A 22066-nucleotide genomic window follows, 5' to 3' on the forward strand; every position below is an offset into this window, starting at 1 on the left:
TGAGGAGTGAAGCCAATGCATACGGCCGATCCACCGACACCTAAACTCCGACGCGCGCTTACTGCCCCGTTGCTTACGCTTTACGGACTAGGTGTCACCGTTGGTGCGGGAATCTATGTGCTTGTCGGTGCCACCGCCGAGGTCGCTGGTCCTTACGCCGCTGTTTCGTTTCTCATTGCAGCGCTCGTCGTTTCGCTGACGGCTTTGTCGTACGCCGAACTCGCAACCCGTTATCCCGTAAGCGCGGGAGAAGCGGCATACGTCGAAGCTGGGTTTCAAAGAAACTGGATTGCCGTGTTGGTGGGTCTCGCCGTCGCTGCTTCGGGAGTGATATCGGCTTCGGCCGTTGCGATTGGAGCGGCCTCCTATCTTCACACCCTGACCAACCTTGGCACCACGTTGCTTACGATCGGCATCGTGTCGGTTATGGGACTGATTGCACTCTGGGGCATCGCGCAATCAGTATTTGTGGCGGCAGTGATCACGATCATCGAGATTTCGGGGCTTCTGTTTGTGATTGGCTGGGGCATGTCCGTGCAGGATCCGCAAGGCTATGCGTTCAGCGAGACGATTCCAGGTTTTGAGATCAACGCTTGGCGGGGCATTTTTGCGGCGTCGCTTCTGGCTTTCTTTGCCTTTGTTGGATTCGAGGACATGGCAAACGTCGCCGAAGAAGTAAAAGACCCAGTTCGCACAATTCCTAAGGCAATTCTGCTGACGCTCGTTCTGGCGACGGGTCTGTATCTGGCGACCTCAATTACGGTCCTGCTTGTTGTTCCTATCGATACCTTGTCGACGTCGACTGCCCCGCTTGCTTTGGTTTTTTCAAATGCACCCGAAGTAATCAAACAGGGGTTTGCCGCAGTCGCAGTCGTTGCAACAGTCAATGGCGTCCTGATCCAGATGATAATGGCGTCGCGGGTAATCTACGGTCTTGCCGACCGGGATCATCTGCCGAAAATACTGGCGAGTGTCCCGCAGGTAACCCAGACACCAGTCGTCGCAACCCTGCTGGTTGTGGCGCTAATCCTTCTACTGACCCAAACACTGCCGATCGGCACCCTAGCAGAACGCACATCTCAGATCGTCTTGGGGGTGTTTGTGCTAGTCAATTTCTCGCTGATCTTTTTGAAGTTGAAACCGGATTCAACCCGACAACATTTCCACGTACCTCTTGTCGTGCCAATCCTTGGTGTTCTGACCAGCACCCTGCTTTTTGGCGCCGGGTTTCTTTGAGAGAAAATCCGACGGCGTTAGGTCGCCAGAACGGGATCCGAATGACATATGAACACTGATCGACCTACACTTGGAAGGCGGCTCTCTGACTGGTGGCACCGGACATTCGTTGATCTGGTCGCGCAATTACAATGGTCCTACATGCCACCGTTAATGGTGTACTTCGCGGCCGGAGTTTCGGGACTGACATCCGTCGTTGGCGCGTTTTTCCTCAAGGACTATCTGAATCTATCTGCTGCTTTCGTGGCGGGCTTGGCATTTTGGGCCGGATTGCCCTGGATTTTGAAAATGCCGCTTGGGCATCTGGTGGATCTGTTCTGGCGTTGGAAATCGCTGCTGATATTGGTTGGCGCGTCTCTTATCACGGCCTCGTTGCTTATCATGTATGGACTTGTGTCCGCGCCTGCCCAGATGGCCGGGGTCATGTTGCCTGAGCATTGGTATGTCGTTGCCTTGATCTTGGCACCTTCTGGTTATGCCATTCAGGACGTCGTGGCAGATGCCATGACAGTCGAAGCGGTACCACAAACCAACCAAGATGGGTTCGCGTTTACGCATGAAGAAGTTCGTGCCCGCCACACTACCATGCAGACCCTGGGCAGGATTGCGATCATTTCCGGGTTTGCGGGAGTCGCAGCGGTTAACATCTGGATTTTTTCGGGTGCGGAGGATCTGGAGAAAGGCGATCGTTTGGTTCTCTACGGTCAGGTCTATCTCGTCGCTCTGGTTGTCCCCTTACTGTCGATCAGCGGAGTGGTTCTTCATGCTCTGATACAGCGTCGCCTCGTTAGTCTTGGGCACCTTCCACACAAACCGGATCAAGCCACCGAAGTAAGGTGGCCAATACTGCTGGGAGGTCTCGCGTTTGTTGTACTCAGCGTTGTGTTGGGAACCGCAAATTTCGCCTTTGCGCAAGAGACTGTTTTTGCGGTTTCGCTCACGGTCATTCTCTATCTCATGTCACGGCTGCTAAGGGAACTGGAGTCGAAACAGGCCAAGGTTCTGATCGGGACGGCGACAATCATTTTCGTTTTTCGCGCGGTCCCGTTGCCTGGTCCGGGATTGACCTGGTTCGAAATCGACGAGCTTGGGTTCGACGAACAGTTTCTGGCAATTCTGGCGCTCCTGACCTCACTACTAGCGCTGCTTGGCCTGATCATCCTCAGACCGTTTATGGCCAGTCGTTCCATCGCGCAGGTGGTGGTACTGCTCACCATTGCCGCCGGAGTGCTGGCCCTGCCTAACCTTGCTTTATACTACGGAGTGCATGAATGGACGGCCGCGCACACAGGCGGGGTTGTGGATGCAAGATTCATCGCCATACTCGACACAGCCGTCGAGTCACCGCTGGGTCAGATCGCGATGGTCCCGATGTTGGCCTGGATCGCACGTAACGCCCCGACACATCTCAAGGCGACCTTTTTTGCTGTCATGGCGTCTTTCACCAACATGGCATTGTCGGCAAGCAGCTTGGGCACAAAATACCTAAACCAGGTATTTGTCGTGACTCGTGTCGTGACCGAACCCAGAACGGGTACAGTTGCATCCATCGCTGACTATAGCCACTTGGGGAATTTGCTGATTACCGTGGGCCTGATCTCTGTCATAGTCCCACTGATTATGGTTTTTCTTGTGCAAAATTCACCATATCGGACAGGCGAATGAATACGCGGATCAATCGCTTTCATTGAGAAGTGTCTTGAGGTGCGACACCGGAACGCCAATATTCGAACCACCAAACTCGGGTAAGATCGCGGCGTTGATCGCAACCACCTTACCGTTTCGGTTCAACGCAGGTCCCCCGCTTCCTCCAGTTGTGGTCTCTGCATCATAAACAATGGCGCCGGGACTGGTCTGGGCTACGATTCCCCGGCTGGCCAGGGGTCGGATTTTATTTTGTTCCGAAAGATGGGTCGCAATTGTCCAGAAATCCACGGCGCCTTTATTCTCTAGCGTTTTCAGAAAGCCCGGACCGGCCTGCGCGATAAGAGCCTTCAGGCCGGTTGGATATCCAAGCAGGAAAACTTCCTCTCCCGCTCGCGGTGGCTCATCTGCAAGTAACAGCCCAAGACCCCGAACGCGTGTGGCGTCGATAGAGAGAAGCGCCAGATCTGCGGTTTCGCTTGCTTTATGCAAGACAGCCTTAATTGGCACAGTTTGATCAGGCAAATAGACCAGCAAACTCAGCATCTCGGCCTCCAGCGCTGCGGCCTGAAGGGCTTGTGCACGGTCGCCAGTCGTCCAGGGCAAGGCAACATGACGGTTGGTCACCAACAGAGGCGGGTCCTGTAGAAGAAACCCGGTTCCAGTAAACTGAAACTCAGCAGGTTCGCCCATCGCATCTGGTTCGAGCCACGGTTGTCCAAATGGCGTTTGCAGATTCTTTCCATCGGGGCCAACCACATGCCGCAGCAATTTCCCGCTTTTGATCTGCCGCAATCCATAGGCGCCCTGGACGAACGCGACGGAACGCGTAGAGGCTGTGATAATCCGCGTTGATGCGCCTGCGCGTTCCTCCAGCGTGCCAAGACGCTGCTCAGTGGACAGCACCTGACTCTCGAAAGCGTCTTTGAGTGCACCCAAATCCTCCGGCGTCAACGAGTCTTCCCGGGTCTGTGCCAGCATAACGGCAACCGCTTCGATCTTACGGGATTCTCGTTCCAGGCTGTCCGCCAGCTTCCTGTCGTTCTGAAACAGTAAATACCCAAATACGGCGATCAGAAGGATTGCGCCAATAACGGTGATCCTGAAGAGAATTGTGGTTTGTGATGCTAGCCGACGCCCACTGTCGCGTAGTGCACCGGAAATTTTTCTTGGAAAGGGTCGACGGCTTGTTCTCGCATATGCGTACGCGTCGCTTAGGATATCCTCGACCGTGCGATGTGCAGGGAATGAGTGGTCGCACACCCTGTAGCGGGACATCGGGCCTTTTTCGCCGAATTCGATCATGTCGCCGTGCCTGAGGTCAACCGAAGCGACCTTGTGACCATTGACCCAGATATTCCGATCAGACAACGCGTTTAACGTGTAACCGTCATTTGACCACTGAAGAGTCGCAATGTCTTCGTCATAAGCTGGCACATCTTCTTTCGGTCTCAGCCTCAAGGTACGGTCCGGACTAACCGAGGCTGACACAGCGTTGTCGGCAAGCCAGACTACAGTCCCACGAGACGGGCCGGTCAAGCTCTCCAGGAATGCACGGACATTACCTGTATCAACTCCTGTGTCGCCTTGGTCCGGTGTCCGCATGGCCCATCTCTGTTTAATAGCGCTATACCCACTCTATCATGGGCAACCTCGAAACTTCCACGTTTGGCAATAAAGCACACATTCAGAGTATGCCCGGGAGCGGTTCTCCGGCGGTTAATTGTTACCGTCGAGTTAATTGCAAATAGGTGATGCTATCAGGAGAGGTCCAATGACCGACCGGCCTTCTATACATGTTGACCCGATCATGGTGAACGTGCGTGATCTTCTTCTGGCCACGTAGTGTCAATCGATGGTCCTTGATTTGGATGTTTTGCGGGGACTGTTTGCCTTCAAGCATCTGAACCTCCTCCTTTAATGCTATAACGGCGAGGCAGTATTATGCCAAATTACGGGCGCGGCCATTGATCTTACGCAAGCGGGTGCTCTGTCAGCCGCCTAGTTTGGCTCAGGTGCAAAAACTTAATTAGGTCTCTTGCGCAACCGAGCGTCTAAAAAGCAGCAGACTTGTTGCCAGAAGGATCGCGCCCAAGCACGCCATCCATACGAACTCTGCCCAGACTGTCTCGATCCCGGCACCTTTGAAAATGATGGACTGACTGGCTGACATGTAGTGGCGGGATGGGAGGATAGATGTTCCGATCTGAAGCCAGCCAGGCTGCCCTTCGATTGGCGTCTCTCCTCCTGACAGCATCAACATTGGAAGCACCGTCAGCATAACCAAAAGTGCGAATTGAGCCATTGAGCGCGCAATCGTCGCAAGAAACACCCCAAGCGCCGTCGCCGTGAAGAGAAAGAGAGCTGTGCCAATTAAAAACAACACCTTCGATCCCGCGATGCTGATCCCCAGGAAGTCTTGCATAACAAAGGTCAGCGATAGGGCGGTCGCTACCAGAACCACCGCAGCGTTTGCCCAGATCTTGGCGACCGCAATGTCAAATGGGGTAAGCGGCATCGCCAGCAGGTGTTCGATTGTTCCATGCTCGCGCTCACGGATCATGGCAGCACCGGTAAGGATTGTGGTCAGCCACATGATCTGGCCGATCAACGCGACGATACCGGCGAAACGAACAGTGTCGCGATTTGGATTAAATGCGCTGCGCACAATGATATCGATGGGCGGCGGGTCTAACAATTCTGCTCCGATGGCAAAGCGCCGGATCTCGGCGCTCAAGATATTGATGATGTAGTTCGCTCCAATTCCGGCCTGCTCCATCGCTGTCGCATCGATCAAAACCTGAATTTCTGGCGCGCGCCTAGCTCGAACATCTTTCTCGAACCCTGGTGGCACTGCGACTACAAACAGGAAATGCCCTGCATCCATCTTTTCGGCCCCGGTACCCGGTGCGATCTGGACAACGGGTTGGAATTCAGGCGGAAAAAACGCTGAGGCAAGCGAGCGTGAAAGAGGCGAGCCATCCTCGTCGGCAAATGCAATGGATGCATTGTTGACCGAGTTTGAAACGCCCGTAGCCTCCATTACGGGCGCCAGCGTGAATGACCAGACAAGCAGCGCCATCATCACCCAGTCGCGCCGAAGGCTCATCATTTCTTTCAAACCAAGCCAGAATATGCGGGACAATCGTTGCATTCACTTCTCCTGCGCTCGGAGTAACAGTGCAGCGATCAAGGTTAGCGCGGGCCCGAAACAGGCTAGGGCCAGAAGGTCGGGGGCAAGTGCATCCCAGCTAAGACCTTTGGTGAACGCGCCGACGTTTAGATGCAGGAAATAGGATGAAGGCCAAAGCGATCCAATCGTCTGAGCGCCGCCTTCCAACGTCGAGATCGGTTGTAGCAGCCCGGAGAATTGAATGGTCGGCACCACCGACGCGATAGCGGTGGCAAAAGTTGCGGCCACCTGGCTCGACGTTATGGTCGCAATAAGCAATCCATAAGATGTGGTTGCCCAAACATATAGGAAAGCACCAATTGCAAGCGGCACCGGATTTCCTTTTAGGGGCACGCCAAAAATGAAGATCGTCATCGCTGCCAAAAGTAGGAAATTGACGAACGCTATCACAATGTAGGGGATCTGTTTGCCAACCAGAAATTCGAGCCGCGTCGTTGGCGTTGCGTAGAAATTGGTGATCGTGCCCAACTCTTTCTCCCGCGCGACACTAACAGCCATCAAAACGGCCGGCAGCATTATCAACAGGATCGCAGGCATGGCAGGGGCCATTGCAGCGATACTTTCAAAGCTTTGATTGTATCGGAAGCGCGGTTCGATGCGGGCGATTTCGACCGACTGCTCGCCACTTTGGCGGGCCATTACTTCCAGAAACGTACTGTGAAGCCCGGCCACATAGCCCTCTATTGTCTCACCCTTGAACGGTATCGCACCGTCCACAATTGCCAAGACTTCAGTTGGCTCGCCGGCGCGCAACTTGCGACCAAAATCGGGTGGGAGTTCGACAACCAGCGAGATGTCTCCTTTGGCCAACCGCTCGCGGCCGTCTTCAAAACTGGCCAGAGGCACCGTGGGGTTGAAATAGCGGGAACCAGAAATCTCGGCGATATAGGTACGACTCTCAGGCGATTGAGACAGGTCGAGCACCGCGAAATCCAGGTCTTCTATGTCCAAAGTGATCCCATAGCAAAAGACCAACATCAGGATCACCGAGCCAAGGAAAGCAAAAGCCAAACGGACGCGATCGCGCAGAACCTCGGTTGTTTCGCGCCGTGCATAGGCCAGTATGCGCCCGATACTTCCGGCAGCGCCCGGGTTGACAGCATCAACCGAAATTTTGGGTGCTGCTACCGGCTCAGGCGGCTCGACGGCCTCCAGGACAGAGATGAACGCACCTTCCAGACTGTCCGACTGCGCCGTTGCGATCAACTCATCTGGTGTACCTTCAGCTAATACCCGGCCTGCATGCATGAAAGAAACGCGATCACAGCGCTCTGCTTCGGTCATGAAATGTGTCGAGACGAAAATCGTTACATCATCGTCTCGCGACAGCTCGATTAACAGCGCCCAAAACGAGTCGCGCGCCTCGGGGTCCACGCCCGAGGTTGGCTCATCCAGGATCAACACCCGAGGCCGGTGGATCACGGCGACGGCAAGGGAAAGACGCTGCTTGATACCCAGCGGAAGCGCCGACGCCAGCGTGCCCATATGTGCCTTAAGGCCGAAACGTTCGGCCAATTCATCAATGCGTTCTACACGATCTTTGATCGCAAAGATGCGGGCGTGCAACTGGAGGTTTTGTTGAACGGTCAGCTCACCATAAAGCGAGAATGCCTGGCTCATATACCCGATCTCGCGGCGCATCCTAAGATCGCGCGCATCCACCGGTCTGCCGAACAGCAGCGCCTCACCCTCACTTGCTGGCAGAAGACCTGTCAGCATTTTCATGGTGGTTGACTTGCCGCAGCCGTTTGATCCGAGGAAGCCAAAGATTTCGCCTCGGTGGATCGAGAATTCGACATCGTCGACGGCAGTAAAATCGCCAAAGCGTCGGGTCAACCCACGCGCCGTGATCACCGGGTCTGCACCTTGATGATGCATGGGTACCTTGTTCGGCACAAACCGGGGTTCTCCTCGTGCCTGTAGCTGCCTGTAAGATGTTTCAAGATCCCGGGCTTTACCCTTCAGCTTGACAGGGGGGCCGTGAAATATCACCCGACCGGCATCCATCGCTACTATAAAATCGAATTGTTCGGCTTCCTCCATATAGGCCGTTGAAACCAGTATGGAGAGACCGGGCGTTTCTTCTCGGACCGCGTCTATCAGCGCCCAGAATTGGCGCCGCGACAGTGGATCAACTCCGGTCGTCGGTTCGTCCAGTACCAGAAACTTAGGGTCGTGGATCAGCGCACAACACAGTCCAAGTTTCTGCTTCATTCCGCCCGAAAGTTTGCCCATAAGCCGGTCCGAAAAGGGCGCAAGTCCGGTCGCTGACAGCAAGGCCGCGATCCTGATTTCACGTTCCTGTTGCCCCTGTCCGAAAAGACGTGAAAAGAACTCGAGATTCTCACGCACAGACAGTTCCGCGTATAAGTTGCGGCCCAATCCCTGCGGCATAAATGCGATCGCCGGGCACACGCGGTGACGGTGCGCGCGGTCACCTATCGATCCCCCGAGAATATCAATTTCCCCGGACTGAAGTTGCTTTGCGCCGGTAATCAATCCCAGCAGCGTTGACTTGCCAACCCCGTCCGGCCCGATCAATCCGATAAGTTGGCCAGTTGGCAGAACCAGCGAAAGGTTATCCAACGCAACATGCTGTCGGTACGTGTGTGTGACACCGTTGATGCAGAAACCAGATGAGCCCCCCTCGGCGCTCATTCGAACAGCTCGGGTGGAATTCGTCTATCCAGATCGTCTGGCCACGCGCCATCGGAAGTAAGTCGGATCACTGCAATGCCGCGAAGGCCGGTCTTCACATGCTCAATCCGCGCCGTAACCAAATCCCTGGGAATGCGAACCCGAACGCGAAAAACCAGCTGCTCCCGTTCGCTCAAAGTTTCTACCTGCTTGGGAGTGAATTGAGCTTCGGGAGAGACGAAGGTTACGGTTGCTGGGATGGCAAATTCCGGCAACGCATCAAGCACGATGCGCGCCTCGGCACCGATGGGCAATAGTCCCGCTTCGCGTGCAGGCAGGAAGACCTCCATATAGACGTTTTCCAAACTGAGTAACGTCAAGATCGGTTCGCCCGCTCCAACGACCTCGCCGGGCTCGGCCAGTCGATACAGAATACGCCCCGGCATGGGAGCGATGAGAGAACCATCCTCTATTTGTGCCGCAATCCGGCGCACCTCGGCCTCTGCGGCGGCAATCTGGCTATCCGCCGTTGCAACCCGGGCCTTGGCCGCGCCCAGCACGGCATCCGCAACCTGAAACGCGGTTTCACGATCCTCAAAGACAGTCATCGAGATATTCTGACCGGCCAGCAACGCCTTTGCCCGGTCAAGCTCCTGCGAAGCGCGACGTTGCTGGCTTTCTCGCTGGACGACCACGGCTTCGGCTTCGGCCTTGGTTTGGCGCGCCAGCGCAACCTCGGCACTGGCACGGTCAAGGGCTGCAGATAATTCATCTGTATCCATTTCAACCAGCAGTTCACCCGAAGCAACCAGGCTGCCCTCTGCTGCCATGACCCGAGCAACTCGCCCGGCAAAGGTTGGAGCGATTTCTACTTGTTCAGCCTCGATCCGCCCATTGCCCTGTACAAACCCAGCCGGCAATTCATCACTGTCTTCTGCGACGAAAAAATAAACAGCTGCACCTGCAAGTAGGAGCGCTATGGCGATCAGAATTGCGCGTACGTTCTTTCTCATGGCCCCGCGCACATTAGTTAATTTTCTATTCTAATTTAGCTCGCTCTCGACGTGATGCCTTGAGTTGGATCAAACAGGTTCTACCTGATGATTGTCCAAGTGCTTATCGGGTACGAATTTGCGGCTCAGGTCTGGTTGTTGGCCCACATCCACGGCCCAATGAGGCTTTCGGGGTGTGACTCTCTATGACGGCTGCGCCGAATTGGTCGCAATGATGCGCAAGGGCAAGCATCCCGTAGTCGAAATAAATGCCCAGTTGCGCATCTGTCGTGTCAAAGCTCTTACGAGTCACGCTTCCAACGTGCAGATAAAACCAACACTGCGTCAGCGTTGCTGGCTGTCGTTCCTACTTCGGCAACATGAAGAACTCTTCAAGTACAATTTTCCCATCTGCTACCGAATAAACTGCGATCTCGCTCAAGGTCATGTGTTGCCCTGTAGCCTTCTGCGTTACGTTGACCTTATATCGTACACCGAAGCGGTTTGGGGGATGAACATAGGGGCCATCCACGTCGAATTCGACGATTTCATGAGCTGCCAGCCAGTCCTCTCTTTTTCCCTTTATAGCATCCCGGCCCTTGGTGACGCGAAACTGTCGAACCGGAGGTACAACCGCCTCAATAGATTGAGCGTTTTCGGCATACATTTCACCAACGTTTGCAAGACCTCTGCGATCACGCATTGCCTGAACGAATGTTCGTCCAATCTCGACTATTTCTTCCATGATAGCCCCCCAATTTCAGCCTCAACTGTATCACATCGTACCTTTGCCAATCTTGACAGGGATCAATAAAATTAGATGTTCGCGAAGGATTCAGATCAGGATCGAGAGGACGACTTGCACAGTGGAAATGAGCGGCCCAATTTCCGGCGTCGTCTTCAGCCAGTGCGTTATTAGACAACGCCTTCAGAACCAACTGTTTCCGATCATTTCTCTCCGGCGGGTGCTGAAATCGAAGAAACAGATCTTACCGTTTGGGTCCGCCAAGATAAGCAAACCAATAGGCCAAGGCAACTCCTCCCGCCCCGCCGACAATGTTACCCAGAGTGACCCATAGCAGATTGGCCGCCGCTGCGAAAACCGGCACGGTTGCTCCCGCTGCCCAGCCCTGCGGGAAGAAATACATGTTCGCAATCGAATGCTCGAGCCCCAGCAACACAAATGCAGAGACGGGCCACAAGACCGCTAGAATTTTTCCAGCGACGCTGCGGGCGGCGAAGGACAGCCATACGGCAAGGCAGACCAGCCCGTTGCACAATGCGCCGCGGGCGAAAGCCTCCATTGGTTCCAACCCCGCTTTGGCATCGGCTACCCTTATGGCAGTGCTACCCATCGGCCCCTCAAGCAAGCCGGTCAGGGCGAAGGCCAATGCAAGCCCAACGGCACCCACGAAGTTACCAACGTAGACGATGCCCCAGCTTCGGAACAGCAGCCGCAACGGTATCTTGCGATCGACCGCTGCTATCACCATCAGAACATTGCCGGTGAATAATTCTGCACCACCTGCGATCACCAGGATAAGGCCCAGGGAAAACACTGCTCCTCCCAGAACGCGGATCGGCCCTGAAGCGCTGTCTGCCCCCGTGACCGCCATCGTATAGGCCGCTGCGCCAAACCCTATGAATGCTCCAGCCAGCATCGCAAGAATGAACATGGGTGCTAGTGGCAGCTTTGCCTTTGCGACCCCGGCAGTCTCAACTAACGTTGCAATTTCAGCGGGTTTATGAGCATCGAACAGGGCCGGGGGGTTCATGTGGCGCTCCAGAGTTGGCACGAGTTTACGTAGCAGGAAGTTTAATCCTGTCTTCTGACCTTGAACTAACGCGCAAATAAAACCGGAGGCCTATCTGTTCCCTCTGAGTTCGGATAGTTCCACCTAACACAGTTTGGCGCGCGGTCATGGCCATAGGTACCCTTGAGATCTACTTCAGCTTCCGCTTTCGCGAGATCTTAACGCAGAACTTTTCGATCCTCATCGTTTAGCGCCGATTGGGGCCAAGTTTGAAATTCAGGCAACGGTTAAAACAGCACAAGTGGCATTCCGACTGATGCCTAGAGAGGTGCTCCCTTGAATTAGGCTACTAATGCTTCCCAATCCACGGCGGCCCGTCACAATCAGGTCAGCTTTGCATTGCTCGGCACATGCGATGATCTGGTCTACGGGATCACCGCGTTGGGTATACGTTTGCGAAACCGTCTGATTGTACTCTTCGGCGATCTCTCTACCAGAGGAAATAATCTTGTTTGCTGCCTGCTGCACCTCTTCGTCTGAAGGCATTGTCGTGACGGCGTGATAGCCAGCCAATGCGCCCATTGCGAACGCCACGGTTTGGGGTTGAGGTGTATGAACAAGGTGAATTTGGGAGCCATATTTGCTTGAAATATCACAGGCAACGCGCAGAGCTGCTTCTGACGCCTCAGATCCATCCAAGCCAACTACGATCTTTTTGAACATGTTGCACTCCCTCCTTAGTGAGGGGTTAGTATGGGCGAGCTTGCAGTAGTTAACTTTGACTCAAATCAACACATTTCACTGCAGGTTCGAGCGTAGTCGTCCGTCTATTTCCAGAAGATATACGGTAACTGTACCAATTTTGAAAAATGTTAGGAGTTGCAAACGGGTCATCTCAAAGGGGTAACAGCGCATAATTATTGCGAAAAACCTCGCGCAGACGCTACATTTTTTCAAAGGGTATCAAGTTAAGCCCAATGATAAAGATCAAGGGAAATGGCGAGAAGAATTGCTATTAGGGGCGTGCGTTTCAGTTCGTTTGGTAGATTGCCCACGACACGAGATTCAATCTTATTTCTGAGGAAAACAACGATGCCTTCCTCTCCGCCTTGGGTTCGCCCAGTTACGATAGCCGCAGCACTCTTTGGTCTCCTTACCATTTTCTCGGGAGGAACAGCCCTGTTTGGGGGCGCTGCTGCCAGTGCTGCAGTCGGAGATGCAGTTCCATTCGTGCTTTGGTTCAATTTTCTGGCTGGATTTATCTATTTGTTAGGCGCTTTTGCGCTCTATAAATCCACAATCTGGGCACAACGAATTGCCTGGTTGCTTGGCTTATCTACACTATTGGTGTTCGTTGTTCTGATACTAGTGGCACTTAGTGGAACGCCGTTTGAATGGCGAACGGTCGGCGCAATGACCATACGCAGTGCATTCTGGTTAACTGTAGCTTTCGCGCTTTCCAAAACCGCATAAGCCAGCCAATGGGTGCCTCACCCGCGCCCAAATAACTCGGCAAGACAGGCACTTTTGATTGGGATCAAGGGCCGAAACGAGCTGTTTCGACATAGTTGGTGCGTTTTTCGAACCGATTTGCAGGAGGATCGGAATGACTGTGCTGATTGCCTACGGTACCCTAGAAGGCCAAACGGCTAAGATTGCGCATTTTATCAACGATGTGGTCAGAGAAACCAGCTACGAAACGAAGCTGATCAACGCCAGCGGTCACCCCCGCTGTCTGTCTCAGTGGCAGCTTGAATAGCACCTTGATCGACAGGCAGAATTGGATCGCCGCATTCGAAAAGACCGGCTGTGACAAGGCCGACCTTCGTGCGCCGCGAGCCAGGTCATGTCCTTGTCCAGCCAGACAAGAAGTGAGCCGCGCTCTTTAAGCGCAGCATTGTAGTCGGACCAATTCGTGACGCGCTAACGGGCGGAAGATGGCTTACTCATCCAGACCGTTTAACCTTATGGATTCGCGTTGTGAATCCCTCGCTGCGAGAGATATGCAACAACGCCCATGTTCGCGAGAACATAGCGGTCTAACTATCAGAAGGTCATTTAAGATGAGATTGATATTCGCGATTTTACTTCCGTTTGTGGTGTTCTTCACGATCCAACGCCCTTTTCAGGGCTTTTTCTGCCTGCTCTGCGTATTCCCAGTGAATTGTCGCGTGAATCCCAATAAAGTTGCCGCCCAATCTTGTTGACAACGTGCATCCAGACCGATGTCCTCCAATCGACGTGCCACAGGCTGCTTGGCAGGAAGGCCACACGGCAGACCTTCGCCGCGCATGCATCAACAAGACCTACAAACGGCGGCAATGCACTTGAAGCAGACCCTTAATCCAAGATGCAGTGTTGTGGAGCATTGGACAGTGGCCATACGGACAAAGCTGCCATCGGGAAATAAAATCAAAATGGCAGCATTTTCTTATATGGCGGTCAATGCCCCCCAGTTTGTCCACTCATACGCAACAACATTAACCGAACGTGAACAATGTATTCTCAGAGTGTTCAACCGTTATCGTTCATACTTCCTTACTCAGGGCCGATCAATGCGTGCCCGGATGCACTGAAGGGGAACAGCATGATCAATACTGCCAATGAGGGTGCGCCTAGCATTCCTACAGCAATGCAATCCTCGCGCACCGTCTCAGGCGGTGAATTGTCAAGCATCACGAATTCGAGCAACGGTCGCTTCCCTCCTATCGAAAATGCACTGTCTGAACTATTCAACAAAGAGCGGCTAAAAGAGGCGAAACGAGGCGTCTGATCTCTCAACAGAACGTCTGCGTATATCCCAAGTCACGTGGTGTTGTCTGGGATGTAGTGAAACCCGCTCCGGATCGGAGCGGGTTTTTTTATTTGTGATGTTGTTATGCCTGCTGGCTCGGGTCTATTTGACCTGGTGATTGATTGGACAATCAGCAATCAGCTATCAAGACCAAGCAGAGTTTTTACGGCAGCTTCGACCTCATCCGTCACAGGCTTGTTGGCGGCAGCCTCCAACGCTTCACGCTCGGTCTGCGGTTGATTTTCTACAGCCTCAGTCAGCGCATCGACTTCTGCCACCGTATCGTTGTAGTCGACCGCAGCCTGCCGTTCGGCGCCTAGGTCTTCGGCCGTATCGAGGGCTCCCTGAAGTTCGTCATTGGCGTCCTTAAGCTCTGCTTCTATATCCGGATCTGTGCCCCCGGCATCGGCAAGAGCGTCCTCAAGCTCGTTCACGCGATCCTGCTTCTCCTGAACATCTTTCAGAGCCGCATCAAGGTCCTCTTCGATCTCAGAGACCGGGCGGTCCGGCGGGGTCATGCCATCCAGCAATGCCTGTGTTTCCGCAAGCTCCTCACGCAATTCATCTCCGGCCAGAACTGCGTCACGAAATGCGGCGATGCGGCCCACACGGGAATTAGGAGAGGCGTTCTTGAGAGCATTCTCATTAGCGTTGGCGGCGTTCAGTGCGCCTAGTTCAGATGGGTGCACGCCCAGCAGATCCGCCATCTTGTACCCTTTTGGTTTCGGGGCGGGGCGAATTGCTTTGGTCACCTGATCCACTGGTTGACTTTTGCGTACGGTCTTTACGGCTGTGGTTTTGGCTTTGGTCTTTTTACCCCCAAACAGGTCTTTCAAGGAAAATTTGTTTTTTCCCGATGACTTTGACTTACCAGCGTTGGAAGATTTCCGGTTAGATTTTCCGGCCGCTTTATCACTATCGCTAATGGACGCACCAGATCCGCCATTACCGTTTCCACCACCATTGCCGTTTCCACCGCCATTGCCATTACCGCCGCCGTTTCCGTTACCGCCGCCGTTGCCCCCTTTGGCAAAAGCAGCATCAGGAAACGCGACAGCTCCGACAATCGCGGTCGAGCCCAGCAGGGCGATGGCAATAGCAGAGGCTTTTAGCAGGTTGATCGGTTTGGTGTTCATAATGGTCCTCGTTCATCAGGTGCGATTCTCGTCTGTCACGGTAATCAGCGGCGAGCAGACGCAAAAACTGGGTGTCGAAAACAGAATCCGACACCCCTGATCTAAACCCATCATCGTTGAACCCACGCGTAACTGGCTGTTCACCGTAGGTTCACATAGAAATCGGTAGATTGAGCCGGCGTTTTCGCAGTAATGAGTGACAAGGATGAAAAAGCTTATTGCCATTGCCTGTCTACTTGCCTTTCTCCACCCCGGAGAGGGACAGGCTGCTGCACGTGAGTTGACGCAATCCGAGTTGCGCAAGGCGACAACCTCAGGCAGTGCCATTCGTTTGAAAAAAGTAATCAAAGGCGTTGAAAAGGCTTTTGGTGGAACGCCAGTTGACGCGCGAGCCTTTCAGGCTGACAGGCTATATTACCGTATTCTCGTCAAGAAACCGGATGGTAAAATCGTCAGTGTCATCGTCAACGCTCAGACGGGTGTTGTTGTGTCCAACCGATCCGTTGTTGGCCGCCAGATTTCTGAAGCTGCCCGCGCTGCGCCGGGTAAATCCGGCAAGGGCGCTTCGCAGGGGAAATCTGCAAACAAAGGCAACAGCGGCGGTAACTCCGGTGGCAATGGTGGTGGTAATTCCGGTGGTAACGGTGGCGGTAATTCCGGTGGTAACGGTGGCGGTAATTCCGGTGGCAACGGCGGCGGTAACTCCGGTGGTAATGGCGGAGGTAACGGCGGGGGCAAAAAGTAATGGTTATACTTCCATTTGCTCGCCTATAGTCCTTAAGTATGAGAGTATTGCTGGCAGAAGACGAACCGCACCTCTGCGAACAGATCAAAAAACTCCTGAACGCAGAAGGCCGCGTTGTGGATGTCGCCAATAGTGGGCTCGACGCCCTGCATCTGGGTGCGACCGAACCATATGACATGATCATCCTTGACCTCGGCCTTCCAGAGCGCGACGGCATTTCGATTCTGCGCGAATGGCGCAACGAGGGTGTCAAAACACCGGTGCTGATTCTGACTGCCCGCGATGGCTGGAGCGAAAGGGTCGACGGCCTGGATGCGGGCGCAGATGACTATATGACCAAACCGTTCCACATGCCCGAACTGGCCGCGCGTGTTCGCGCCATCCTGCGACGGCAAAGTGGACAGCTAAATCCCGTGATTGAAATGGGAAACGTCATTCTGGATACCCGTAACGGCCGGGTGACAGCCGATGGCGTGCCGGTTGACCTGACTGCTCAAGAAATCGCGGTGCTGACTTATCTGGCGCATAATTCTGGTCGGATGATTTCACGATCAGAACTTTCAGAGCATATCTATGAATACGATGGAGACCGGGATTCGAACACTATCGCCGTATTTGTTACCCGTCTGCGCAAGAAGCTTGGCACTGACCTGATCACAACGGTTCGGGGTCGTGGATATATGATCGATTCGGCCTGATGTTATCGCTGCGACAACGGGCATTGCTGGGGGGAATTGCATCTGGGGCAGTGTCTGTGGGCGTAGGCACACTGGCGGTTTTCTCATACATTGATGCACGGGTGTCCAACCGGTTCGACTCTGCGCTGCTGGATCGTCACACACAGCTGGTTGTCGGGCTGAATGTCACAACCGAAAACCCGGATGCCCTACGGGATCTGATATTTGACCCGGCTTATGGCACCCCCTATTCCGGACGGTACTGGCAGGTCAGCAGCGCCGACGGTGTGGTCTTCACCTCTCGCTCGCTGTTTGATGAGGTCATCGCGGAACCCCCCGGCATTCCCGATATCCCCACACTCTGGGACACAAGCGGCCCGGAGAATGAAGTGCTGCGCAGCGCTTATCAGAAGATCACTTATGAAGATGGCACGGTATGGGGCGTCAGCGTCGCCGAAAGTCAGGCTCAACTCGTGGCCGAGCGGCGCGCGGCGCAGAAAAGCCTGCTGCCGGTGTTTGGCCTAGTTGGCCTGATCGGTTTAGCCGGCTCGTTGTTTCTGATTTCAGTTGTTCTGGGACCATTGCGAAAGCTGCGTACGGATGTGGCCCATCGCTGGGATCGGGACGAAGACCTTAGGCCAACAGATTACCCCGAAGAGGTCTCGCCATTGGTCGAGGACCTGAACCAGCTGCTGCGTCGGAACCGCGAGATCGTCTCGGGTTCGCGCCGCCAGGCCGCAGATCTGGCACACGCATTGAAAACTCCTACAGCCATATTGCGCAATGAACTTGTGACATTGTCCGACGCCGGAGCGGTGACAGATACCGCACAAGAGGCGCTGGACAGGATCGATGCTCAACTTGGTCGATCTCTGGCCAGGCTGCGGGCTTTGAACGCTGCGGACCTGACCCATTCGCGGACCGATCTGTCTAACTCCATCAAGCGCCTGGCGCGGCTGTTCTCGGCCATGGCGGACCGCGAAGGCAAATCGCTGCAGATTGATGGCGATCCGGGTCTTTGGGTGCGCATGGATACGCAGGACATCGAAGAGATTTTGGGCAACCTTCTGGACAACGCAGTCAAATGGTGTCGAAGCGCGGTACGGCTGACCGCGAAACGTAAGCAGAAATGCATCGAAATCAGTATCGAGGATGACGGACCCGGAATTCCGGAAGACGCCCACCGCGAAGCCTTGCGATCCGGCGGACGACTGGACACCTCGGTCGTTGGCAGCGGGCTTGGGCTGGCGATCGCGGTCGACTTACTGAAAGCCTACGATGCCAGACTAGATCTGGACCGCTCTGAATCGCTGGGTGGGTTGGTGTGTCGGATAGTGATCCCGACCTGAAGTCGCCCGGAATCTGATCTGCAAAGTGTCGTTTGAACAATTCGCAACTTTAACTACCAATGGGCCCGAACCTGTCGTCTGACGATCTCAGTAGGTCATCGGGTTGGTTCAGACCGCACAAAGTCGGCCTAATGGACGAAGCAGGCGTTCGACTGGGTTCACATTTTCAGAAAAATGAAGGCGCTTTTTTTCTGCGCATTGGATCGGGCGATCAAAAGTTACAGCCAAAATACTTCTGTGAAGGTAAACCGATAGGAAGAACTGCCGAAGACAATGTACTCAGTCAAAAAGCCAAATTGCTTAAGTGAGGGACTCTGTGACTTCTGAGAACGCCTTAATTTATCTGTCTGACGACGACCTCGGGGGTTTAGGCATCCAACCTTCGGAAGTTGCCGATGCCATCGAGGCTGCTTTAATAGCCAAGGCAGACGGAAAGCTTCACACTTCTCCCAAGACAGTCATTTTGCCCGGCGATGGGCGCTACGCAATGTCTACATTGGCAATGGGAGATGATGGATTCATCGTGACCAAGCAGGTTACAGTGTGTCCGGAAAATCCGGCGAGGGGTTATCCCGCGATAAACGGTGCCATCATGGTTATGGATGCGCAAACCGGACTGCTTCGCGCGGTCTTGGGAGCGAATTGGATTACGGCAAACAGAACTGCGGCTCTGTCAGTGGTGGCAGCGCGTCGGCTTGCTGACCCTCATGCCGAGACAGTGGCTTTTGTGGGCGCGGGCGTGCAGGCTCACTCCCATCTAGCTGCGTTTTCAGAACTGTTTCCCTTGAAACGAATCCGCGTGTTCGGGCGAGGTAAAGAGAATGCCGACAAGCTTTGTCGTTATGCTAGGGGCATGGGTCTCGAAGCTGAAACATGCGCCGATGCCAAGGACGCTTTGAGTGATGCCGATCTGATAGTGACATCGATAACGTTGGACTACTCCATTGAACCCTTCTTGGATGCCCGATGGCTGAAGCCGACTGCCTTCGCCACCATAACTGATGCGTGCATCCCGTGGGTGCCGGCGCACATGATTGGTTTCAAAACGGTAATTGTCGACGACCGTTTGCAGGAGCTGGAAAGCGACAAGCCGATGTTGCCATACGAGCAAATTGCTGGCGACTTGACGGAATTGGTCGCTGGCAAAGTCGACGTCCGAGCACGCAATAAACCGGCGGCTTTTGCTTTCAGAGGGATTTCATTGGGGGATTATGCTGCTTCGGTCCTCGCAGTTCGCCGGTTCACCGAAAAACCCGTGAAGTGAGCCCAAAGACATGAACACCCACTTTGTAATTAGATACCGGAATGGTCGCTTTGGGCGCAGATACGCCATTCTCTGCGATCAGTTCAATTAGTTGGTCGCAGCCCAAAGCGGGCATTTGCCACTGAGCTTTGCAAATTCAACTGCGCGGGACGGGAGTTACTATTGGTGCTGAAGGTTTGAACGCACGCTCCGAGCGCTTCGCCACGGCAAGAATGTAAGAAAGAAATTGACCGTGAAAAGCAAGGCGGCTGAAACAGCACTCTTTAAGGAAGCAGGCGCCACCGCACACTTTCGGGCAAAACAGGTTTAACCCAAGGTGTTGCCGGTGATGAAGGTGTACGAACTTTCGACCAGATCGATGACGACTTCCAACTCTTCTGGTGTGGTCGGTGTGTATATCATGACAAAGCCGCTCCATCCGGGGCGTTGATCGGCCCAAGGGTGAGCTACGGCCCAGCCAGCCTCAATTGCTTTTCGCGCCAATGCTGGGTCGAGCGAAGCGTGCAAACTGCCGTCAGGATGCAAATGCGCAAACTCAAACCCACCGACGATAGAGCTCGGTCGAGACAACAACATGTCGGGATCAAGCTGAAAGCCAATCGCGCCAGGTAGTGATATGCGTGTGGGGCCAAGTGTGACCCCTGGGAATTGCGCAACTCGCTCCTGCAATAGCTGGGCCAAATCGGCATCAATTTCGACACCAATCTGAGTATGCGGTACGCCGCTTGTTGTTTCCGGACGGGGCGAGGTGCGCTCCGGGAACGCGTACTCTTGCGCATATGCCAAAGGGCTCGTGACTGCCGCTACTGCGACAACAGCAAATATTTTCGGGAAAATATCCATATTGTTGGCAACCCCGTCAAAAGTTAAGAAAGAGCACTCCGAGCAGTTTCAGCGCACTTGCACACATCATTCAGCCTTTAACGCTTCGATATTGATCAAGAGCTCTATTTCGTCGCTCACCGCTGGTGCAAAGGCCCCAAGTCCGAATTCAGACCGCACGATAGTCGCCGTGGCTGCCAGCCCCAAGGTCGGCGTGCCCTCCTTTTCGCCAAAAGGGTATGGTGCCGACTTGTTAAGCGTTGTTTCCAGAACAACAGGTTTGGTGACGCCATTCATGGTCAGGTCGCCAGAAATATTCGCGGAATTGTCCCCGGTCACTTCAATGCTGGTTGAGGCGAATGTGACCACGTCACCGTCACTCGCGCTAAAAAAGTCATCGGACATGAAGTGTTGCAAACGGGCATCCCAGCCCGTGATCATGGATTTTACAGGTATAGACACTGTGACAGATGATGCAGACGGATCATCTTCGTCGAACTCAATCTCACCGTTAAAACCTGAGAACATTCCATATGTTTCTGAGAACCCGATGTGGTTGTAGCTGAACAATACCTGGCTGTGTCCAGGATCCAGCTCGTAGGTGCCACTCTCGGACAATGCGGTTGTCGCGCCCATCGATAAGAGTACCGCCAGCGGGGTTGCTGCCACTTTGAACATTGATACGCTCCCATTTTGACAAGACGTGTTTGTGGAATTGGGTATTGGGATTTAGGTGTTGGTCGACCATACTTTTAGGACAAAGTGTTCTATTGTGCAACAAATTGTTCTATAGGAGGGGTGATTGAAAGAAGATCCTAGGCTGATCGCCACACGACAGACCGCGCTTGATGCTGCGCAAAAGATACTAATGGATGAGGGCGTGCTGCACGTAACTCATGGCGCAGTTTCAAAGGCAACGGGCATTTCGCGCAGCACACTTTACAGGCACTGGCCAGATGCGCGCAGTCTGCGTGATGCTGCATTCCGGCGCATCGCAACACCGCCGAACATACCACCCAAAACCGATGGCCCGCTGCGATCTGACCTGCGCTGGTTACTCGGAATACTGATGGGAGCTTTGAATGACACACCGTGGGGCCAAATCGCGCCTCAGGTGGTCGCTGCTGCGTCCACCGACGAAGAAGCGCGGTTGGTGATCACTGAATTCATGAAACACAGGTTTGCAAGTGTTGAAGCAGTATTTACAGCCGCAATAGACCGCGGTGAGATCGCCGCGGATGTTCCGGTTGACCAACTCATAGAACTAGCAGTCGCAGCACCTTATTTCCGCAAACTCATACGTCACGAGGCACTGGACGAAGATTGGTTGGATCAACATGTTGATCTGCTTTGCAGTGTAGCGAAAACCAATTCGGGACATTGAACATCGCCTGAATTTGCAGACAAAGCGACCAAGAAGCCTAACGATCTCCAAGATCGCGGTGGGGCTACGTTCGCTGCGTGACATCAGCACGTCGCATGGTCAAAACGAACCGCTACTCACAACGTTGATGTCTGTACCCTGATTTGTCGCTGCCGCTCATTCCTATTGCAACATGAACACCTTGGGCTCAGTGTTGCCATTCTCCGCAGCAAGCATGATAGGCCGCTAGCAGCCCAAAGCGGACCTTCAAGACAGGAATTTGCAGTTTCGTTGATGCGAGCCTACCCGCCGTTCGCTACTCTCGCATAAAAAGCATTCACAGTCTCGGTTAGCGGCCATTCAACAACGCTTGCCATGAATTGACTTTTGGTGCGAAGGAAGCTTTCGCTTGGATCTATGTTAGGCTCAGGATGCATTGATTTTCGCTGCGCTGCGTGAT

Annotated in this window: 21 protein-coding genes and 1 pseudogene; 10 read left to right on the forward strand and 12 right to left on the reverse strand. The window is 54.0% G+C overall.

Translation table 11 applies throughout. From position 1 onward, the window contains the following. Window positions 1-15 precede the first annotated feature (15 nt). Both AC2FLG_RS07460 and AC2FLG_RS07465 read left to right on the forward strand, forming a co-directional pair. Entirely contained in the window at window positions 16-1236 is a 1221-nt protein-coding gene (locus tag AC2FLG_RS07460) for an APC family permease (RefSeq protein WP_281973017.1), read from the forward strand. Window positions 1237-1284: 48 nt separating this feature from the next. Beyond that, entirely contained in the window at window positions 1285-2901 is a 1617-nt protein-coding gene (locus tag AC2FLG_RS07465) for an MFS transporter (RefSeq protein WP_496705683.1), read from the forward strand. Window positions 2902-2910: 9 nt separating this feature from the next. Here the strand turns inward: AC2FLG_RS07465 and AC2FLG_RS07470 are convergent, their stop codons facing one another. The 7 genes from AC2FLG_RS07470 to AC2FLG_RS07500 all read right to left on the reverse strand — a co-directional run bounded on the left by AC2FLG_RS07470 (window position 2911) and on the right by AC2FLG_RS07500 (window position 12179). Beyond that, window positions 2911-4485: a trypsin-like peptidase domain-containing protein gene (locus AC2FLG_RS07470; RefSeq protein ID WP_496705685.1), complete on the reverse strand. Its 1575-nt coding sequence runs from the start codon at window positions 4483-4485 to the stop codon at window positions 2911-2913. A 424-nt stretch (window positions 4486-4909) separates the two neighbouring features. Continuing rightward, entirely contained in the window at window positions 4910-6034 is a 1125-nt protein-coding gene (locus AC2FLG_RS07475) for an ABC transporter permease (RefSeq protein WP_496679684.1), read from the reverse strand. Continuing rightward, entirely contained in the window at window positions 6035-8731 is a 2697-nt protein-coding gene (gene rbbA / locus AC2FLG_RS07480) for a ribosome-associated ATPase/putative transporter RbbA (RefSeq protein ID WP_496705687.1), read from the reverse strand. Further along, complete coding sequence (locus AC2FLG_RS07485) at window positions 8728-9723, reverse strand: HlyD family secretion protein (RefSeq protein WP_271952509.1); 996 nt, start codon at window positions 9721-9723, stop codon at window positions 8728-8730. The genes rbbA and AC2FLG_RS07485 overlap by 4 nt, the downstream gene beginning before the upstream one ends. Window positions 9724-10069: 346 nt before the next feature. After that, window positions 10070-10447, reverse strand: a complete 378-nt coding sequence (locus tag AC2FLG_RS07490; protein WP_271952511.1) for a nuclear transport factor 2 family protein — start codon at window positions 10445-10447, stop codon at window positions 10070-10072. Between the two features lie 244 nt (window positions 10448-10691). Beyond that, a complete protein-coding gene (locus AC2FLG_RS07495; RefSeq protein WP_271952513.1) occupies window positions 10692-11477 on the reverse strand; it encodes a formate/nitrite transporter family protein in 786 nt (261 codons plus the stop codon). Window positions 11478-11732: 255 nt separating this feature from the next. Next, window positions 11733-12179 (reverse strand): universal stress protein, encoded by a 447-nt coding sequence (locus AC2FLG_RS07500; RefSeq protein ID WP_496691984.1) that lies wholly within the window; start codon window positions 12177-12179, stop codon window positions 11733-11735. 369 nt (window positions 12180-12548) lie between these two features. Here AC2FLG_RS07500 and AC2FLG_RS07505 point away from each other — a divergent pair, with 369 nt between their 5' ends. Together AC2FLG_RS07505 and AC2FLG_RS07510 are read left to right on the forward strand one after the other, a co-directional pair. After that, window positions 12549-12929: a hypothetical protein gene (locus tag AC2FLG_RS07505; RefSeq protein WP_496705689.1), complete on the forward strand. Its 381-nt coding sequence runs from the start codon at window positions 12549-12551 to the stop codon at window positions 12927-12929. A gap of 133 nt (window positions 12930-13062) precedes the next feature. Beyond that, window positions 13063-13215, forward strand: a complete 153-nt coding sequence (locus AC2FLG_RS07510) for a hypothetical protein (protein WP_185956674.1) — start codon at window positions 13063-13065, stop codon at window positions 13213-13215. Here the strand turns inward: AC2FLG_RS07510 and AC2FLG_RS07515 are convergent. The 3 genes and pseudogenes from AC2FLG_RS07515 to AC2FLG_RS07525 form a co-directional block, all read right to left on the reverse strand. Further along, window positions 13168-13406, reverse strand: a pseudogene (locus AC2FLG_RS07515) (transposase); the annotation flags it as partial. The gene AC2FLG_RS07510 and the pseudogene AC2FLG_RS07515 sit on opposite strands and share 48 nt — an antisense overlap. Before the next feature lie 588 nt (window positions 13407-13994). Beyond that, complete coding sequence (locus AC2FLG_RS07520) at window positions 13995-14132, reverse strand: hypothetical protein (protein WP_496691982.1); 138 nt, start codon at window positions 14130-14132, stop codon at window positions 13995-13997. A gap of 255 nt (window positions 14133-14387) precedes the next feature. Further along, complete coding sequence (locus tag AC2FLG_RS07525; protein ID WP_496705691.1) at window positions 14388-15386, reverse strand: hypothetical protein; 999 nt, start codon at window positions 15384-15386, stop codon at window positions 14388-14390. Window positions 15387-15591: 205 nt separating this feature from the next. On the opposite strand from AC2FLG_RS07525, the gene AC2FLG_RS07530 reads away from it, so the two are divergent. The 5 genes from AC2FLG_RS07530 to AC2FLG_RS07550 all read left to right on the forward strand — a co-directional run bounded on the left by AC2FLG_RS07530 (window position 15592) and on the right by AC2FLG_RS07550 (window position 19421). Further along, window positions 15592-16131, forward strand: a complete 540-nt coding sequence (locus AC2FLG_RS07530; protein ID WP_496693701.1) for a PepSY domain-containing protein — start codon at window positions 15592-15594, stop codon at window positions 16129-16131. A gap of 38 nt (window positions 16132-16169) precedes the next feature. Beyond that, window positions 16170-16829: a response regulator transcription factor gene (locus tag AC2FLG_RS07535; RefSeq protein ID WP_142636050.1), complete on the forward strand. Its 660-nt coding sequence runs from the start codon at window positions 16170-16172 to the stop codon at window positions 16827-16829. Between the two features lie 50 nt (window positions 16830-16879). Further along, entirely contained in the window at window positions 16880-18157 is a 1278-nt protein-coding gene (locus AC2FLG_RS07540; protein ID WP_496705693.1) for a sensor histidine kinase, read from the forward strand. A gap of 131 nt (window positions 18158-18288) precedes the next feature. Beyond that, the gene (locus AC2FLG_RS07545) at window positions 18289-18465 is read left to right on the forward strand and encodes a hypothetical protein (protein WP_496705695.1); all 177 of its coding nucleotides are present in this window, start codon (window positions 18289-18291) and stop codon (window positions 18463-18465) included. An 8-nt stretch (window positions 18466-18473) separates the two neighbouring features. Further along, window positions 18474-19421 carry an ornithine cyclodeaminase family protein gene (locus tag AC2FLG_RS07550; protein ID WP_496705697.1) on the forward strand — a complete coding sequence of 316 codons (948 nt, stop codon included), beginning with the start codon at window positions 18474-18476 and terminating at the stop codon, window positions 19419-19421. A 306-nt stretch (window positions 19422-19727) separates the two neighbouring features. On the opposite strand, the gene AC2FLG_RS07555 is transcribed toward AC2FLG_RS07550, so the two are convergent. Together AC2FLG_RS07555 and AC2FLG_RS07560 are read right to left on the reverse strand one after the other, a co-directional pair. Then, window positions 19728-20264 (reverse strand): luciferase domain-containing protein, encoded by a 537-nt coding sequence (locus tag AC2FLG_RS07555; protein ID WP_496701430.1) that lies wholly within the window; start codon window positions 20262-20264, stop codon window positions 19728-19730. A 66-nt stretch (window positions 20265-20330) separates the two neighbouring features. After that, a complete protein-coding gene (locus tag AC2FLG_RS07560) occupies window positions 20331-20921 on the reverse strand; it encodes a YceI family protein (protein ID WP_496705699.1) in 591 nt (196 codons plus the stop codon). Between the two features lie 124 nt (window positions 20922-21045). On the opposite strand from AC2FLG_RS07560, the gene AC2FLG_RS07565 reads away from it, so the two are divergent. Continuing rightward, on the forward strand, window positions 21046-21627 hold the full coding sequence (locus AC2FLG_RS07565) for a TetR/AcrR family transcriptional regulator (RefSeq protein WP_496705700.1): 582 nt from the start codon (window positions 21046-21048) through the stop codon (window positions 21625-21627). Window positions 21628-22066 lie beyond the last annotated feature (439 nt).

This window comes from Ruegeria sp. CDSA193 (assembly GCF_059611885.1).